The organism is Micromonospora sp. NPDC007230 (genome assembly GCF_042869115.1).
Lineage (GTDB): Bacteria > Actinomycetota > Actinomycetes > Mycobacteriales > Micromonosporaceae > Micromonospora.
This window is the reverse complement of sequence record NZ_JBIAFE010000010.1, coordinates 72804-89409: the sequence shown is the minus strand read 5'-3', so window position 1 is coordinate 89409 and position 16606 is coordinate 72804. Positions and strand designations below refer to the sequence as shown.

Below are 16606 nucleotides of genomic sequence, written 5' to 3'. Positions count from 1 at the left end.
CCGCCCCCACCAAGGGGGCGGGGCTCCTCCCGTTTCGCACCCAACCCCACCTGGTGATCATGAGGTTGGCCGCAGCAGAGCCGACATATCACCCCGTCAACCTCATGATCGACCGCGTGCGACAGGGCGCCGGGCGGGATCGGGAGGTCCGGGGCGGTCAGGCGGGTTTGGCGGACTCCACCACGAACGGGGTGCCCTGCTGACAGGTGGTCATCAGGTCGGGCTGGGAGTGGCCGGTGACGGTCACCCGGGCACCCGCCTTCAGCACGTCGCGCGGGCCGCCGACCAGCAGGTTGCCGTCGAGCAGCAGACAGCCCGGCTCCACCCCGGCCTGCAGGGTGCCGGTGAGCGTGGTGGTGGCGCCGCTCGACGGCCCACCCTTCGTGGGAGCTGTCGGGTCGGTCGGGCTGACGCTGGGGTCGGGGCTGGGCGTGCTGGTCACCGGGGCGGCTCCCGTCGGGCCGGGGCTGGCGGGGTCGGCGTCCGGGCTGGCGCACGCGCCCAGGGCGACGCAGGCGAGCAGGGCGACGATCGCCGTCCGAGGAGTGTTCATGGGCGGTTGGACGTATCGGGCCGTCGATCCGTTCCGGCGGGTCAGCCGCGGGCGGCCGCGGCGGCCTTCAGGTCCCGCTTGAGCTCCTGCGGCAGCGAGAAGGTCAGCCGCTCGTTGGCGGTGGTGACCTCCTCGACGTCGGTGAAGCCCCGCTCGGCCAGGTGCGCGAGCACCTGCTGGACCAGCTCGTCCGGCACGCTGGCGCCGGAGGTGACGCCGACCGTACGGGCGCCGGCGAGCCAGGCGTCGTCGATCTCGTGGGCGAAGTCGACCAGGTGCCCGGCCCGGGCGCCGGCGTCCAGGGCCACCTCGACCAGGCGTACCGAGTTGGAGGAGTTGCGCGAGCCCACCACGATCACCACGTCGCAGTCGGGGGCGATCTCCTTCACGACGTGCTGCCGGTTGGAGGTGGCGTAGCAGATGTCGTCGCTGGGCGGCGACTGGAGCAGCGGCAGCTTCTGCTTGAGCCGGGCGACGGTCTCCAGCGTCTCGTCCACGGAGAGGGTGGTCTGGGAGAGCCAGACGACCTTGCTGGGGTCGCGCACGGTGACCTTGTCGACGCCGTCCGGCCCGTCCACCAGCTGGATGTGCGCGGGAGCCTCACCGGCGGTGCCGACGACCTCCTCGTGCCCCTCGTGGCCGATCAGCAGGATGTCGTAGTCCTCGGCCGCGAACCGCCGGGCCTCCTGGTGCACCTTGGTGACCAGCGGGCAGGTCGCGTCGATCGCCTTGAGCGAGCGCGCCTTCGCCTGCTCATACACCTCGGGGGCCACGCCGTGCGCGGAGAAGATGACGGTGGCGCCCTCCGGCACCTCCTCGTTCTCCTCCACGAAGATCGCCCCCTGGGCCTCCAGGGTCTGCACGACGTGCTTGTTGTGCACGATCTGCTTGCGGACGTAGATCGGGGCGCCGTAGAGCCGCAGCGCCTCCTCGACGGTCTGCACCGCCCGATCCACGCCCGCGCAGTAGCCGCGGGGCTTGGCCAGGAGCACGCGCTTGCCGGTCCGGGGAGTCGCCTCAGCCTCAGTCACCCGACCATCGTACGTGCCCGATTTTCCCCCGGCAGCGACCGCGACCCTGCGACAACCCTCGCCCGAACCGTCGATCATGAGGTTGGCGGCGGCAGCGGAGATCGGAATCGCCGCCAACCTCATGATCGACGCGGGTGGTGTCGGCCCTGGGCCGTAGGGTGGGCGGGTGAGCGAGGTGGGGCGGGTGAGCGAGGTGGGGCGGGGCGACGCGGAGGCGGGGCGGAGCACGTCCGAGGAGCCGTGGCCGGTCCGGGTGGTCAGCCAGAAGATCGGCGCCTGGATCGCCCGGCTGGGCTGGGTCTGGGTGGACGGGCAGGTCGCGCAGATCAGCCGTCGGCCCGGCGCGACCACCGTCTTCCTCACCCTGCGTGATCCCTCGGCCGACCTCAGCCTGACCGTGACCACCAACCGGGACGTGCTCGACGCGGGCGCGCCGGAGCTGCGCGAGGGCGCCCGGGTGGTACTGCACGCCAAGCCCGAGTTCTACGCCGCCCGGGGCACGCTCAGCCTGCGCGCCGACGAGATCCGCCAGGTCGGGCTCGGCGAGCTGCTGGCGCGGCTGGAGAAGCTCAAGAAGCTGCTGGCCGCGGAGGGGCTCTTCGACCGGGCCCGCAAGCGCCGGCCGCCGTTCCTGCCCGGCCGGATCGGCCTGATCACCGGCCGCGCCTCGGCCGCCGAGCGGGACGTGCTGACCAACGCCCGGCGGCGCTGGCCGGCGGTGGAGTTCCGCACGGTCAACGTCGCCGTGCAGGGGCCGAGCGCGGTGCCGCAGATCGTCGACGCGCTCAAGGTGCTCGACACGGATCCGAGCATCGACGTGATCGTCATCGCCCGGGGCGGCGGCAGCATCGAGGACCTGCTGCCCTTCTCCGACGAGGCGCTCTGCCGGGCGGTCTTCGCCTGCCGTACCCCGGTGGTCAGCGCGATCGGCCACGAGACGGACGCGCCGCTGCTGGACTACGTCGCCGACGTGCGCGCCTCGACGCCGACGGACGCGGCGAAGCGGATCGTCCCCGACCTCACCGAGGAGGTACGCCTCATCGGCCAGGCCCGGTCCCGGCTGGAACGGGCGGTCCGCAACCTGGTCGACCGGGAGCAGCACCGCCTCGACCTGCTGCGCTCCCGCCCGGTGCTGGCCCGCCCGCAGGTGATGGTCGACCAGCGGGCCGCCGACGTCGCCGCGCTGCGCGACCGGGCCGGGCGCTGCCTGGAGCACCGGCTCGGCGGTGCCGCCGACGACCTGCGCCACACCCTGGCCCGGCTGCGCGCGCTCTCTCCCGCGGCGACCCTCGACCGGGGGTACGCGATCGTCCAGCGCGCCGACGGCCACGTGCTGCGCGCCGCGTCCGAGGTGGCCAAGGGTGACCCACTGCGGGTCCGCCTCGCCGAGGGTGAGCTCACCGCGACCGTGGCCGGCTGAGCGATGTGTTGGGATGGGAGCCGATGACTGACGCGAAGAAGGACGAGCGGCTCAGCTACGAGCAGGCCCGTGCCGAGCTGGCCGGCGTGGTGGAGCGGCTGGAGGCCGGCGGCACCTCGCTGGAGGAGTCGCTGGCGCTCTGGGAGCGCGGCGAGCAGCTCGCCGAGACCTGCCAGCGCTGGCTGGACGGGGCGCGGGCCCGCATCGACGCCGCCCGGCAGCGCGCCGAGGAGTGACCTGGGTGGACGGCCGACGGGGCGGCCGGGGCCGCCCCGTCGACGTCGTCGTGCTCAATTGAACAGGTTGTAGAACTCCGGCGGCGCCTCGACGACCTGGTCGGCCGGGGGCTTCTGCGCCGCGCTGGCGTTGCCGTAGTCGGTATAGGTGATCTTGATGTCCTGCGCGGCGCTCTGGCCGGCTGCGGGGATCTGCATGACCAGTTCGCTGAGCCGCCCCTGCGGGTCGACCTTGGCGGTGAACGGCACCGACTGTGCCTGCGCCCCGAGCGCGGTGATCACCGCCGGGTCGAGCGAGCCCGCCTCGGCCGCCTTGGACACGTCGACGGTGCCCGCGTACGTGCCCTCGCCGGTCTGGCGGACCTCGGTGATGCCCTGGGTCAGCACGGCGCTGCCGGCCGGATCGACCTTGTCGAAGTCGAAGCCCAGGGCCCGATTGCCCTTGATCCGGGTCTGGTCGAGGTGCTGGTACTTGCCGAGGTTGAGCTTCTGCACGCCGGGCACGCTGCTCGCGGCCTTGCCGCCCAGTTCCAGCTTCACCCAGCTGTCCGGCTTGTAGTGGATCAGGTCCAGCTTCATCATCAGGTCGGACGTCGGGTCACCGATCGTCATCCGCATCTCCGCGCTCTGGCTCGGCTCGTGCACCTGCCCCTCTGCGGTGGAGCCGGCGCCGGACATGCTGAACCGGAAGTTGCCGTCGCGGATCGCGTTCGTGGAGTTGAGCAGGGCCTGCTTGGCGTCGCCGGACGTAGCGCTCGGCGCGACGCTGCCGGAGACGCTCGGAGACGCGGTGGCCCCCGCGGTGCCGGTCCCGTTGTCGTTGCAGGCGGCCAGGGCGGGGCTGAGCAGTGCCGCGGCGAAGGCCGCCGCGCTGAAGCGTCGAATCTTCACGTGAACTCTCCAGGTGGGTCGTCCGGCCCACGGAGGTGCCGGAGGCGGGGCGCCGCTGCCCTGACGTCGGCTGCGGCGCACGAGCCCCGTCCGGCCGGCGTCGCGCCCCGGCGGGGTCGTGCCCTCATCTGTTCCCGGAAGGGGCCTTCGGCAATCCCTGTCCGTTCCGGGCGGACGACCCCGCGTCGGGTGGGGACGACCGACGCCGCCCCCACCCGCACCCGGATCAGCTCTGGAACATCTGGTACAGCTGGTCGGACGCCTCGACGACCTGGCCGGCCGGGGGCGCCTGGACGGCGGCGGCGCTGCCGTAGTCGGCGTACGTGACGGTCACGGTCTGCGCCTCGGCGCCGCCGGCGGCGGGCACCTGGACGGCGAACTCGGTCAGCCGGCCCTGCGCGTCGAGCTTCGCGGTGAACGGCACGGCGCTGGCCTGGGCGCCGAGCGCCTTGACGGTCTCGGCGTCGAGCAGGTCGGAGTCGCTCGCCTTGGTGGCGTCGATCGTGCCCGCGTACGTGCCCTCGCCGGTCTGCTTCACGTCGGTGATCGCCTTGATCATCTTGTCGGCACCCGCCGGGTCGACGTCGGTGAAGTCGAAGTTCAGCTCCTTGGCGTCCTTGATCTTGCTGCGGTCCAGGTGCTGGTACTTGCCCTTCATCGCCTTGAAGCCGGGGACGGCGTCGGCCATCGCCCCGGCGAGCTCGAGCTTGACCCAGCTGTCGGCGTCGATGAACACGAGGTGCATCGACATGGCGAGGTCGTCGTTGGCCGTCTGCCCGCTCTCCAGCTTCATCTCGGCGCTCTTGGACGGCATGTGTACGGTCCCGCTGCCGTTGAACTCACCACCCTTGATGCCGAAGGTGAAGTTGCCCTTCTGGATCTCCTTGGTGGCGGCGGCGAGCGCCTCCTTCGGGTCCGCCGGAATCCCCGGGGCGGCGGCGGACTTGCTGTCGGCGGTCGGCGAGCCGGCCTCGGACTTGCAGGCGGCCAGACCAGGGACGAACAGGGCGGCGGCGAGGACGCCGACGCTCCACCGTCGAATGTTCACGTCGTTCTCTTTCCGGTGTTTGGTGCGGACGCGTGATGCGTGCCGGTTTGTCCGGCCCGGGCAGCCTAGCGGACCGGCCCAGGCCCCTGGGGGGCACCGGAAACGGGCGAATCAGCGCACGGCGGTGGCGAGCTGGCGTAGCTCGTTGTCCCGGGCGTCGCCCACGACGATCACCGTCCGGTTCGGTTCCAGCAGGACGAGGGCCTGCTCGTTGCCCCGAGCGGTGTACCGCTGCCAGCTACCGTCGGCCAGGTCGGCCGGTCCCTGCGGCTGGCCACCTTTCAACTCGGCGGGGAGCAGCTGGTCGGCGGCCACGTTGCTCTCCACGAGCTGCGCGCCGCGCCCCTCCGGGGTCAGGTAGCCGATCCGCAGCGTCCCGCCGCCCGCCTCGGCCTGGTAGCGCGCGCTGACCGTACGCCAGCCGGAGCTCAGCCCCTCCGGCGGGCTGACCGGGAAGGCGCCCGCCGACCGGGCCTGCTCGAGGGCGGGTGCCGGATCGACCGTGGCCGGCTCGTCCCCACCCAGGACGCCTCGATAGAAGGCGAGCAGCAGCGCGATCGGGACCAGGAGGACCAGCAGCGAGAGCGCCATGTCCCGCGGCGACCGCTCGGAGCGCGCCCGGTCCTTCCGCGCGGGCGGCGCGGCGTGCTCGCCCGCGTCGGCCAGCGGCGCGACCCCGCCCGACGACTCCACGAGGGCGGGCTCGCCGGCCGTCGGAGGGGTCGGCCCGGCGGTCGACCGGACGGGTGGCTGGCCGTCCGGCGGGGTGGCGTCGGTCGGTACGCGATCGGCAGGGTGTGCGGCTTCCACCCGCCCATTCTCGCAGCCGTCCGGGTGACGTGATCCTGGCCTCCTCCGCCCCGACCCGGCGCGCGAGCTGTCATCGTGTGAGGATCAGCGACAAAGCCGGCGGCGGCGACGGCCGCACCGCGCCGGTCCACCCCGCAACGTCGCGAGGAGGAAGCCGTGATGACAACCACCAGGACGCGGACCCCGCAGAACCTCGACCGCAATCTCGCCCTCGACCTGGTCCGGGTCACCGAGGCCGCGGCGATGGCGGCCGGCCGCTGGGTCGGCCGGGGCGACAAGGAGGGCGGCGACGGGGCAGCCGTCGACGCCATGCGCAAGCTGATCAACTCGATCCCGATGCGCGGGGTCGTGGTGATCGGCGAGGGCGAGAAGGACAACGCCCCGATGCTCTTCAACGGCGAGGAGGTCGGTGACGGGACCGGTCCCGAGGTCGACGTGGCGGTCGATCCGATCGACGGCACCACCCTGATGAGCAAGGGCATGCCGAACGCGCTCGCGGTGCTCGCGGTCGCCGAGCGTGGCGCGATGTTCGACCCGAGCGCCGTCTTCTACATGGAGAAGCTCGCCGTCGGCCCGATGTACGCCGACGTGGTCGACATCAACGCCGGGGCGGCCGAGAACATCCGCCGGATCGCCAAGGTCAAGGGCACCGACGTCGCCGAGGTGACGGTCTGCGTGCTGGACCGGTCCCGCCACGACGACCTGGTGAAGCAGATCCGGCGTACGGGGGCGGGCATCCGGTTCATCTCCGACGGCGACATCGCGGGTGCCATCGCCGCCGCCCGTGGCGAGTCGGACGTCGACGTGCTGATGGGCATCGGCGGCACCCCGGAGGGCATCACCGCGGCCTGCGCGCTCAAGTGCATGGGCGGCATGATGCAGGCCAAGCTCTGGCCGAAGGACGCCGAGGAGCGGGAGAAGGCGCTCGCCGCCGGGCACGACCTGGACCGGGTGCTGTTCACCGACGACCTGGTCACCGGGGACAACTGCTTCTTCGTGGCCACCGGTGTGACTTCCGGCGACCTGCTGCGTGGCGTGCGCTACCGGGCCGGCGGGGCGTACACGCAGTCGATCGTGATGCGCTCCAAGAGCGGCACGATCCGGGTGATCGACTCGTACCACCGGCTGGAGAAGCTTGCCCTCTACTCGGCGGTCGACTTCGACGGACGACCCTTGGCCGAGCAGGAGTGACCGCGACCGGGACGGCGGCGCCCCCCACGCTGTCGGCCGCGCGGCGGATCGCCGGCGTCGGGCTGGCCACCGCCTCGGGGGTCGCGGTGGCCGTCCAGTCCCGGATCAACGGCGAGTTGGGCGTACGCCTGGCCGACGGGATCGCCGCCGCGGTGGTCTCGTTCGGCCTCGGCCTGCTCGTGCTGCTGGTGCTGGTCCCCGGCACCCCGGGCGGCCGGCGGGGACTGGCCGCCCTCCGGGCGGCGCTGCGCGAGGGCGCCCTGCGGCCGTGGCAGTGCCTCGGCGGGGTGTGCGGCGCGTTTCTGGTGGCCACCCAGGGGCTGACCATCGGCACGCTCGGGGTGGCCGTGTTCACCGTCGCCGTGGTGGCCGGGCAGTCCGGCAGCAGCCTGCTGGTGGACCGGGCCGGCATCGGCCCGACCGGCCGCCAGCCGGTCACCCCGAACCGGCTGGTCGGCGCGGTGCTCACCGTGCTGGCCGTGCTGCTGGCGGTGAGCGACCGGCTCGGCGACCCGCGCGCCCTGGCGCTGGCCCTGCTGCCGCTGGCGGCCGGGGTGGGCATCGCCTGGCAGCAGGCGGTGAACGGCCGGGTCCGGGGAGCCGCCGGCAGTGCCCTAGCCGCCACCCTGGTCAACTTCGCCGTCGGCACCGTCGCGCTGCTCGCCACCTTCGCCGTGGAGGTGGCGGTCCGGGGCCGCCCGGGCGGTGCCCTGCCCAGCGAGCCCTGGCTCTACCTGGGTGGCCCGATCGGCATCGTGTTCATCGCGCTGGCCGCCGCCATCGTCCGTTTCACCGGGGTGCTGCTGCTCGGCCTGGCCACCATCGCCGGGCAGATCGTCGGCGCGGTCCTGCTGGACGTGGCGCTGCCGACGGCGGCCTCGCACCCCGGGCCGGCCACCCTGCTCGGCGCGGTGCTGACCCTGGTCGCGGTCCTCGTCGCCGCGCTCGGACCGCCGCTGAAGCTGACGGTCAGCCGCGCAGCCCCGCCACCGTCTCCTTGATCGCCTGGTCCAGCGGGGTCGGCTCGATGCCCAGGGCGGCGGTGGCGGCTGACGAGTCCATCAGGTACGGCCGGTCGAACTGGTAGGCGGTCTCCCGCAGCTCACGGGCCATCGGGTTGGCGAGGCCGCCGAGCCAGAGCACCGGGTAGGGCATCCGGGTCAGCTTCGGCGCCGGCGCGCCGGTCAGGGCCGCCGCGCGGACGGCCAGGTCCCGCATCGGTACGGCCGGCCCGCTGGGCACGTGCCAGGCCCGCCCCCAGGCCCGCTCGTCGCTCGCGGCGGCGACCAGGGTACGGGCGACGTCCGGGATGTACGTCCAGGTGTGCGGGGCGTCCCAGTCCACCGGCAGGAAGACCCGCCGGCCGGCGAGCACCCGGGGCAGCACCATCATCGCCAGCGAGGTGCCGCCGACGCCGAAGTAGTCGGAGCCACGTACCTCGGTGACCCGGGCCCGGCCGGCCCGGTGCGCGGCGAGCGCGTCGGCCCACATCCGGTTTCGCACCCGCCCCTTGGTGCCGGTCGCGGCCGGCGGGGTCGCCTCGGTCATCGGGCCGTCGACCGGGCCGTACCCGTAGAGGTTGCCGACGGTGGCGAGCACCGCGCCGGTCCGCTCGGCGGCGGTGAGCAGCGCGGCGGCCAGCGGCGGCCAGTCCACCGACCACCGGTGGTACGCCGGGTTGGCGCAGTTGTGCACCGCGACCGCCCCCTCGGTCAGCGCGGTCAACTGCTGGGGGTCGGCGGCGTCGGCGGCGACCCGCTCGACCGCCGGGTGCTCGGGTCCGGTGCCGCGGCGGGTCACCACCCGCACCCGGTCGCCCCGCTCGGCGAGGAGGCGGGCGGTGGCGGTGCCGACGGGTCCGGCGCCGACGATCACGTGCAGGGCCATGGTGGCCACCCTTCGAAGCATGGATCCGATCCGAGAGCGGTGCTCTCTCGACGACCTCCCCAGCATGAACCGCGCGCCGCTCACTGTCAAGAGCACTGCTCTTGGTTTTGATTAGCGCTCTCGGCCGTGGCAGAGTGGGGGCATGGTGGCTCACACGCTCCGCGCCCGGGTCCGTGCCGGCATGATCGACGAGATCAAGGCGGTGGCCCGCCGCCATCTCGCCACCGATGGCGCGAACCTCTCCCTGCGCGCGGTCGCCCGCGACATGGGCATGGTCTCCTCGGCGATCTACCGCTACTTCCCCAGCCGGGACGACCTGCTCACGGCGCTGATCCTCGAGGCGTACGACGCCCTCGGCGAGGCGGTGGAGGCGGCCGACGCCGCCGTCGACCGGGCCGACCTGCGCGGACGCTGGCACGCCGCGTGCGGGGCCGCCCGGGCCTGGGCGCTGGCCCACCCCGCCGAATACGCGCTGCTCTACGGCAGCCCGGTCCCCGGGTACGCGGCCCCCGAGGACACCGTCGCACCGGCGGCGCGGCCCCCGCTGACCCTGGTCGGCATCCTCCGCGACGGCCTGGCCGCCGGCCGGCTCAGCCCGCCCGACGAGGAGCTGCCCGAGCCGGTCCGCGCCGACCTCGCCGAGCTGGCCGCCGGCTTCTCCCCCGGCCTGCCGGAGGCGCTGCTGGCCCGCGGCCTGGCCGGCTGGACCCAGCTCTTCGGGCTGATCAGCTTCGAGCTGTTCGGGCGGCTGAACGGGGTCATCCCGCACCGCGACGAGTACTTCGACCACCAGACCGCCCTGATGGCCGACCTCATCGGCCTGCCCGCTGCGTGACCCGCTCTCGCCTCGGCAACGCGCGGAACGTCGGCGGTCAGGTGCCGTCGGAGGAGTGCCCGGGGAACAGGTGGGCCGTCGGGTCGATGACCACCGCGGCGTTGTTCACCGCCGTGGCCGCCTCGCCGAAGCCGGTGGCGATCAGCCGGACCTTGCCCGGGTACTCGGTGATGTCCCCGGCCGCGAAGACCCGGGGCAGGTTGGTGGCCATCGCGCTGTCCACCAGGATGTGCCGCCGGTCCAGCCGCAGGCCCCACTCGGCGAGCGGGCCCAGGTCGGCGGTGAAGCCGAGGGCGGCGACCAGGGTGTCCACCGGCAGGGTCGCCACTCCGCCGCCACGTACGGTGATTTCCACGCCGGTGACCTGATCCTCGCCGTGCAACCGGGTCACCTCGGCGTTGACCACCAGCCGGACGGGCAGCGACCGCACCCGGGCGACGGTCGACGCGTGGGCGCGAAACTTCTCCCGCCGGTGCACCAGCGTCACCGAGCGGGCGATCGGCTCAAGCGTCACCGCCCAGTCGAAGGCCGAGTCGCCGCCGCCCACGATGACCACGTCCCGACCGGCCAGCTCGGCCGGCTGCGGTACGAAGTAGACGATCCCGCCGCCCAGGAAGCTGTCGGCCACCGGCAGCGGCCGGGGCGTGAAACTACCCAGGCCGCCGGTCACCAGCACCGCGCCGCAGCGCAGCTGCTCGCCGCCGGCCAGGCCGAGCACCGGTCGCCCGTCGAGGTACGACAGCTTCTCCGCCCGTACGCCGAGCAGGTATTCGGGATGGAACGGCGCGGCCTGGGCGACCAGGTTCGCCACCAGCTCCCGCCCTTTGATGGCGGGGAACCCGGCGACGTCGAGGATGAGCTTCTCCGGGTACATCGCGGTCACCTGCCCACCCGGCTCGGGCAGCGCGTCGACCACCGCCACGGAGAGCCCGCGGAACCCGGCGTAGTAGGCGGCGAAGAGCCCGGCCGGACCGGCGCCGATCACGGCGACATCGACCTCGCGCATGGCGCACCGTCACTTCCCGCTCACGGATCAACGCGTGCTGGTCCCGACGGTAGGCGGACCGGTGCCTCCGGGCAAGCACCTGGCACCGACGGCTCGACGCCCGGTCAGGGCAGGGTCACCGTGGGCGACTCACTGCGTGCCCCCGCCGGTCCACCCGCCCGGCGCCGGAACAGGATCGCCGCCGCGACCCCGCCGAGCAGCCCGAACAGGTGCCCCTGCCAGGAGATGAGCTCGTCGGTGGGGAGGATGCCGAGCAACTGCCAGCCGTAGAGCAGGCCGACCAGCAGCACCACCGCGAGATTCCACCAGCTCCGCTCGACGACGCCGCGGGTCAGCAGGATGCCGAGATAGCCGAAGATCACCCCGCTCGCGCCGACCACCACCGAGTTCGGGGAGCCGGTGAACCAAACGCCCAGGCCGCTGACCAGGATGATCACCAGAGTGGACCAGAGGAACCGACGGGTGCCGGCGGCCAGCACGAAGGTGCCGAGCAGGATCAGCGGGATGCTGTTGCTGTAGAGGTGGTTGAAGTCGGCGTGCAGGAACGGCGAGAAGAACACCCCGTCGAGCCCCTGGATCCGGTGCGGGATGATCCCGGCGGTGACGTCGAGGTTGGCGTGCAGGCCGACATCGAGCGCCTCGATGAGGAACAGCACCGGCACGACCGCGCACATGGCGACGAAGGCCCGGCCCAGTGCGGCGTAGAACGCCTCGGTGCCGAACCGTCGGGGATCGTCGCTCGTCGAGCCATCGCGCCAGGTCACGTACCAACAGCTATCAGCAATCCCGGCCGCCCGCCACCCGGGCGCCCCGGCACGCCCCGACATGACGACGGCGGGGTGCGCGGATCTCCGCCCACCCCGCCGTCGTCACCGTCCGATCAGTACCAGCCCTTGTTCTGCGAGTGCTGCCAGGCACCGCACGGGTTGTTGTACCGGCCCTCGATGTAGCCGAGGCCCCACTTGATCTGGGTGGCCGGGTTGGTCTTCCAGTCGGCCGCGACCGAGCCCATCTTGCTGCCCGGCAGGGCCTGCGGGATCCCGTACGCGCCGGACCCCTCGTTGTAGGCCTTGTGGTTCCAGCCGCTCTCCTTGGTCCAGAGCTTGTCCAGGCACGGGAACTGGTCGATGCCGAAGCCCTCCTGCAGCATGATGGCGCAACCGATGGCCCGGTTGCCGCTGTACTCCTCGCAGGAGGCCGGGATCGGCCCGTCGTACGGCTTGGTCGCGGCCGCCGCCTCGCGTGCCTTCTTCCGGGACGCGGCGGCCGCCTCGGCCTCCCGGGCCCGCTGGGCGGCCTCCTTGGCGGCCGCAGCCGCCCGCAGCTTCGCCTGGTACTCGGCGGCCCGCTGCCGGGCCGAATCGAGGCGGTGGTCCGCCTGCCGCTCGCGCTGGTACGCGTACTCCGCCTGGTCGATCTCCAGGCCGGCCTGCGCAGTCAGGCCCTGTTGCTGGGCCTGTCGGTCTTCGCCCAGATAGAAGCCGCCGGCAACGCCCACGGAGAGCAGCGCGACAGCGGCTGTACGGGCACCGAACCGGCTCCACAGCCGACTCACGAAGTGTCCCTTCGTCGGGGGCAAGGACGCGACGCGACGCGTGGCCGTCGGTGGGCCGCGCCGGCGTCGCGAGCGCCCCGACCCCACGGTCGCAGCCGACGCACCGGCGTTCGTGGCTCTCCGCCGTCCGTGGCGAACGATGCTCGACGATCTTCCTGGTGCGTGAGCGCTCGTTGGACACCATTGCGCACGGTGAGGCTGATGGGAAATGAAGCCGGGCAATTGTGATCTGCACCACATCGTGAAGGCCGCCAAACAGGGACAAAGATGCCGGCTGATCGGCCTCAGAGCGGGATGTCCTCCAACAGATCCGTGACCATCGCGGCGATCGGAGAACGCTCCGAACGGCTGAGGGTGACGTGCGCGAAGAGGGGATGACCCTTCAACGCCTCGATCACCGCGGTCACCCCGTCATGCCGCCCCACCCGGAGGTTGTCCCGCTGGGCCACGTCGTGGGTGAGCACCACCCGGGACCCCTGACCGATCCGGGACAGCACGGTGAGCAGCACGCCCCGCTCCAGCGACTGCGCCTCGTCCACGATGACGAAGGCGTCGTGCAGGCTGCGACCGCGGATGTGGGTCAGCGGCAGCACCTCCAGCAGACCCCGCGAGGTGACCTCCTCGAGCACGTTCTCGTGCACCACCGCGCCGAGCGTGTCGAAGACCGCCTGCGCCCAGGGCGACATCTTCTCCGACTCCGAGCCGGGCAGATATCCGAGTTCCTGGCCGCCGACCGCGTAGAGCGGGCGGAAGACGATCACCTTCTTGTGCCGGCGGCGCTCCATCACCGCCTCCAGGCCGGCGCAGAGCGCCAACGCGGACTTGCCGGTGCCGGCCCGGCCACCCAGCGAGACGATGCCGATCGACTCGTCCAGCAGCAGGTCGAGCGCGATCCGCTGCTCCGCCGAGCGGCCGTGCACGCCGAACGCCTCCCGGTCGCCGCGGACCAGCCGGACGGTCTTGTCGGGCAGCACCCGGCCGAGCGCCGAGCCGCGCGTCGAGTGCAGCACCAGCCCGGTGTGGCAGGGCAGGTCGCCCGCCGCGTCGACGTCCAGCGTCTCCCCCGCGTACAGCCGGGCGATCTCCTCCTCGGCCAGGTCCAGCTCGGCCATCCCGGTCCAGGTCGGGTCGCTGGCCTGGCCGTGCCGGTACTCGTCGGCCCGCAGCCCGACCGAGGCCGCCTTCACCCGCAGCGGCATGTCCTTGCTGACCAGGGTGACCTCCCACCCCTCGGCGGCGAGGTTGAGCGCCACGGAGAGGATCCGGGCATCGTTCGACTCGTTCCGGAAGCCGGGCGGCAGCACCCCGTCGTCGGTGTGGTTCAGCTCCACCCGGAGGGTGCCGCCCTGGTCGTTGGCGGGCACCGGCCGGTCCAGCCGGCCGTGCTGCACCCGCAGCTCGTCCAGCATGCGCAGCGACCGGCGGGCGAACCAGCCCAGCTCGGGATGGTGCCGCTTGCCCTCCAACTCGGAGATGACCACCAGCGGCAGCACCACCTCGTGCTCGGCGAAGCGGTGGAACGCCGCGGGATCGGAGAGGAGGACCGAGGTGTCCAGGACGAAGGCCGGACCGGCTGGTCGGGGCTCCTCGGTGCCGGCCGGCGCGGCTGCCGCCGCACGGCGGCTGCGGGTGGTCCGGCGGGTGGTGGCAGTCGCGGCCGGGGTCTGGTCGGCACCGGCGGGGGTACGGCGAGTCGTCACAGGCCTGCTCCGCGGATGGGCACCCGGCCACCCGTGTTCCGCCTCGTCCGGTGCCCGGTGGACACGGGGTCGGATGCGGGCCCCGTGCGCGAGGTCGCAGGTCCGGGCTCTCCGGCTGGCCCGGGAAAACCCCGCGCCATGCTTAGACGCTAATGGCACCTGAGCCCGTCGGCTAGTGGTGCGGATGGATCTCACCTGACCGGGAGATGAACGGCGCACGGCGGAACCGGCCGGGATGCATGCCCCCTGCGCGCATCCCGGCCGGCGGAGCCACCGTCACCGGTCTGACGTGGCCCCGACGGTGCGCGTCCGCCGCGGACGGCACACCGTGCTCTGGGGCGGGCCTCAGCCCTGCCGGCGGACGAGGGTCCCGGTCGGCCGTCCGCCGGCGACGGAGGCGCTGAACGAGGACCCGGTGTAGGTGGTGCCCTGCCGGGTGGCGAGCCCGCCGAACTGGGCGGTCGCGGTGGCCCGCAGGGCCGGGCTGGAGGTCGCCCGCGCGGTGACGGCGGCGGGGGCGACCGTGCCGGCGAACGGGGCCGCGGCGCGGGGGGCCGGGGTGGTCACCGACGTCGGCGCCGGACCGGCCAGTGCCGGGGCGATCGCGGCCTGCGCGTCGCGGCGCCGCCGGTGCCAGGCACCCCGGTCGCCGTCGAAGTATCCCTGCCGGTAGCCGAACCGGTAGCCGATCCGGTAGCTGAGCTGGCCGTGCAGCCGACCCGCCGCGTAGCAGGTCGACCCGAGCACGAGTACGAGCACGACGGCGAGGAACGGGCTCATCCGGTCACTCCCGAAAGGGTCGGGTCGACAACTCGCGGCGCGGCGCCAGACGCGTCGAGCGGGAGTTGCCGCTCCATGCCGGCCCGCCGGGTCATCGCTCCTCCGGCTCGACCTCGGGGTCGACAACCAGCAGCCGCTCCAGGTCGGCGGTGCTGACCTCCTCGACCAGCTCGACGCTGATCCGGCAGCCGTCCAGGATCACCTCGGCCACCGAGGAGCGCCGGATCTCCCCGCCGGCGTCGTAGACCCGGACGCTCAACTCCGGACAGCCGAGGTGGGTCCGCCAGGCGTTCCACTCGTCCCGGTCACCGACACTGAGCGAGAGGTACCGGCAGCCCCGGGCGAGGTAGAGGCGCCACGGCGCGCTCAGCCCGGCGGCCACGCCGTCCGCGATCAGGCCGAAGGCCTGGGCACGGGTCGCGAGCTCGGTCACGAGACCCCCTCGTCACCCGCGGAGTGACGCATGTGAGCACTAATCGTCTCATGCACGTGACACACCGTAAGTTGTCTCATGAGCGTGACAGTATCAGCTTTTCGTCTGTTTACCGCCGTCCTGGGGTCCTTCTATTCTGCCCGGGTGACACCCCTCAGGAGCAGCACTGGATCGTTTACCGGAAATCCGAGAACCTCGTCACGTCAGCGTGACAGCAGCGAGCCGGGACGCGCCCGCGAGGCCGACGGGTCGTACCGTCACGGAGTGACCGAGACCGCCAACGCCCGGAAGATCGCCTTCGCCACCTTCGTCCGCCGCGCGCTGGACGACGCGCGGGCCATGCGGGCCTGGAGCGGCACCGAGGTCTCCCGGCGCACCGGGGTCTCCCGGCAGACCATCAACCGTTGGGTACGCGGGGACTGGGCCAGCGACCCCGAGGCGGAACGGGTGGTCGCCTTCTGCGAGGGCCTGGGCCTCAACCCGGCAGCCGCCTTCACCGCCCTGGGCTGGGACCGCGCCACCACCCCGCGCGCCGCCGCCACCCCGCCGCCGATGGACCCCGACGTCGAGGCACTGCTCCGCCGACTGGTCGACCCGAACGTGTCGGACGCGGAGAAATTCCATATTCGAGAAACGATTCGCTACCTCGCTTATCGGCCAACCCTCCCGGTCAATCTCCGAAATAGCGGTAAACAGGCCGGGTAGTTCCTCAGATGGCGAAAGAACCGGAGGTCAGACCCGTTCGTTTCGCTCCGGGGACGGAACGGGCACGCTAGCGTCCCTATTCGTACTGCTGGGGCTCGTCGTCGGCGGGGGGACGGGACAAGGCCGAACCCAGCCCTGCGGGACAGAAGGAGGGGTCTGTCCATGACCCTGAAATGGTTGGCAGTCGTGGTCGCGGTGGTGTCGGTGACATCGTGCGTGACCGGCAACGTGGTGGTGGGCGTACTGAACGGCGGGGAGCTTCCCCTGATCGTCAACCTCTTCGCGCTCACCACGGCCGGCACCGCGGTGGTCCTCGCCGTCCTCGCCGAGCTGCACGACCGGCTCAACGACCGGGTCAGCGCGCTGACCGAGTTCCTGGTGGCGCGGCTCAACGAGATCGAGGCGCACACCGGCGACCGCAACACCGGCTTCGTGGAGGGCTACCTGCTGAGCCACGGCCCGGAGGCGGCCGTGGTGCCGTTCGGGCGTCGGGGACGGGGAGCCGCCGAACGCTGATCCACGTCG

The 16606-nt window shown here is 72.7% G+C and carries 19 protein-coding genes; 7 read left to right on the top strand and 12 right to left on the bottom strand.

The genetic code is table 11. From position 1 onward, the window contains the following. Nucleotides 1-157: 157 nt before the first annotated feature. Nucleotides 158-553: a hypothetical protein gene (locus tag ACFYML_RS16325; RefSeq protein ID WP_387421387.1), complete on the bottom strand. Its 396-nt coding sequence runs from the start codon at nt 551-553 to the stop codon at nt 158-160. 41 nt (nt 554-594) lie between these two features. Then, a complete protein-coding gene (locus ACFYML_RS16320; protein WP_387273300.1) occupies nt 595-1584 on the bottom strand; it encodes a 4-hydroxy-3-methylbut-2-enyl diphosphate reductase in 990 nt (329 codons plus the stop codon). 166 nt (nt 1585-1750) lie between these two features. On the opposite strand from ACFYML_RS16320, the gene xseA reads away from it, so the two are divergent. Both xseA and ACFYML_RS16310 read left to right on the top strand, forming a co-directional pair. After that, nucleotides 1751-3004, top strand: coding sequence for an exodeoxyribonuclease VII large subunit (gene xseA, locus ACFYML_RS16315; protein ID WP_387421386.1), 1254 nt, complete (start codon nt 1751-1753; stop codon nt 3002-3004). 23 nt (nt 3005-3027) lie between these two features. Further along, complete coding sequence (locus ACFYML_RS16310) at nt 3028-3240, top strand: exodeoxyribonuclease VII small subunit (protein WP_357437775.1); 213 nt, start codon at nt 3028-3030, stop codon at nt 3238-3240. Nucleotides 3241-3294: 54 nt separating this feature from the next. Here ACFYML_RS16310 and ACFYML_RS16305 read toward each other — a convergent pair whose 3' ends face one another. The 3 genes from ACFYML_RS16305 to ACFYML_RS16295 form a co-directional block, all read right to left on the bottom strand. Then, entirely contained in the window at nt 3295-4131 is an 837-nt protein-coding gene (locus ACFYML_RS16305) for a hypothetical protein (protein WP_387421385.1), read from the bottom strand. Between the two features lie 226 nt (nt 4132-4357). Beyond that, nucleotides 4358-5179: a hypothetical protein gene (locus tag ACFYML_RS16300; RefSeq protein WP_387421384.1), complete on the bottom strand. Its 822-nt coding sequence runs from the start codon at nt 5177-5179 to the stop codon at nt 4358-4360. Nucleotides 5180-5290: 111 nt separating this feature from the next. After that, complete coding sequence (locus ACFYML_RS16295; protein WP_387421383.1) at nt 5291-5989, bottom strand: DUF4245 domain-containing protein; 699 nt, start codon at nt 5987-5989, stop codon at nt 5291-5293. Between the two features lie 159 nt (nt 5990-6148). Between ACFYML_RS16295 and glpX the strand changes: the two genes are divergently transcribed. Beyond that, nucleotides 6149-7180: a class II fructose-bisphosphatase gene (gene glpX, locus ACFYML_RS16290; protein ID WP_357437765.1), complete on the top strand. Its 1032-nt coding sequence runs from the start codon at nt 6149-6151 to the stop codon at nt 7178-7180. Beyond that, the gene (locus ACFYML_RS16285) at nt 7177-8181 is read left to right on the top strand and encodes a DMT family transporter (protein WP_387421382.1); all 1005 of its coding nucleotides are present in this window, start codon (nt 7177-7179) and stop codon (nt 8179-8181) included. The genes glpX and ACFYML_RS16285 overlap by 4 nt, the downstream gene beginning before the upstream one ends. Here ACFYML_RS16285 and ACFYML_RS16280 read toward each other — a convergent pair. Continuing rightward, entirely contained in the window at nt 8150-9067 is a 918-nt protein-coding gene (locus ACFYML_RS16280) for an NAD-dependent epimerase/dehydratase family protein (protein WP_387421524.1), read from the bottom strand. The genes ACFYML_RS16285 and ACFYML_RS16280 overlap by 32 nt on opposite strands. Nucleotides 9068-9209: 142 nt before the next feature. Between ACFYML_RS16280 and ACFYML_RS16275 the strand changes: the two genes are divergently transcribed. Then, on the top strand, nt 9210-9902 hold the full coding sequence (locus tag ACFYML_RS16275) for a TetR/AcrR family transcriptional regulator (protein ID WP_387421381.1): 693 nt from the start codon (nt 9210-9212) through the stop codon (nt 9900-9902). A 37-nt stretch (nt 9903-9939) separates the two neighbouring features. Here the strand turns inward: ACFYML_RS16275 and ACFYML_RS16270 are convergent, their stop codons facing one another. The 6 genes from ACFYML_RS16270 to ACFYML_RS16245 form a co-directional block, all read right to left on the bottom strand. Next, complete coding sequence (locus ACFYML_RS16270; RefSeq protein WP_387421380.1) at nt 9940-10908, bottom strand: NAD(P)/FAD-dependent oxidoreductase; 969 nt, start codon at nt 10906-10908, stop codon at nt 9940-9942. Nucleotides 10909-11012: 104 nt separating this feature from the next. Beyond that, nucleotides 11013-11672, bottom strand: coding sequence for a rhomboid family intramembrane serine protease (locus ACFYML_RS16265; RefSeq protein WP_387421379.1), 660 nt, complete (start codon nt 11670-11672; stop codon nt 11013-11015). Between the two features lie 116 nt (nt 11673-11788). Further along, the gene (locus ACFYML_RS16260; protein ID WP_387421378.1) at nt 11789-12463 is read right to left on the bottom strand and encodes a lytic transglycosylase domain-containing protein; all 675 of its coding nucleotides are present in this window, start codon (nt 12461-12463) and stop codon (nt 11789-11791) included. 284 nt (nt 12464-12747) lie between these two features. Then, nucleotides 12748-14163, bottom strand: a complete 1416-nt coding sequence (locus tag ACFYML_RS16255; RefSeq protein WP_387421377.1) for a PhoH family protein — start codon at nt 14161-14163, stop codon at nt 12748-12750. A 345-nt stretch (nt 14164-14508) separates the two neighbouring features. After that, nucleotides 14509-14943 carry a hypothetical protein gene (locus ACFYML_RS16250; protein ID WP_387421376.1) on the bottom strand — a complete coding sequence of 145 codons (435 nt, stop codon included), beginning with the start codon at nt 14941-14943 and terminating at the stop codon, nt 14509-14511. Between the two features lie 91 nt (nt 14944-15034). Beyond that, nucleotides 15035-15376, bottom strand: coding sequence for a hypothetical protein (locus ACFYML_RS16245; protein ID WP_073836822.1), 342 nt, complete (start codon nt 15374-15376; stop codon nt 15035-15037). 264 nt (nt 15377-15640) lie between these two features. Between ACFYML_RS16245 and ACFYML_RS16240 the strand changes: the two genes are divergently transcribed. Together ACFYML_RS16240 and ACFYML_RS16235 are read left to right on the top strand one after the other, a co-directional pair. After that, nucleotides 15641-16081, top strand: a complete 441-nt coding sequence (locus ACFYML_RS16240) for an XRE family transcriptional regulator (RefSeq protein WP_357437738.1) — start codon at nt 15641-15643, stop codon at nt 16079-16081. Between the two features lie 162 nt (nt 16082-16243). Continuing rightward, nucleotides 16244-16597: a hypothetical protein gene (locus ACFYML_RS16235; RefSeq protein ID WP_357437736.1), complete on the top strand. Its 354-nt coding sequence runs from the start codon at nt 16244-16246 to the stop codon at nt 16595-16597. Nucleotides 16598-16606: the final 9 nt, after the last annotated feature.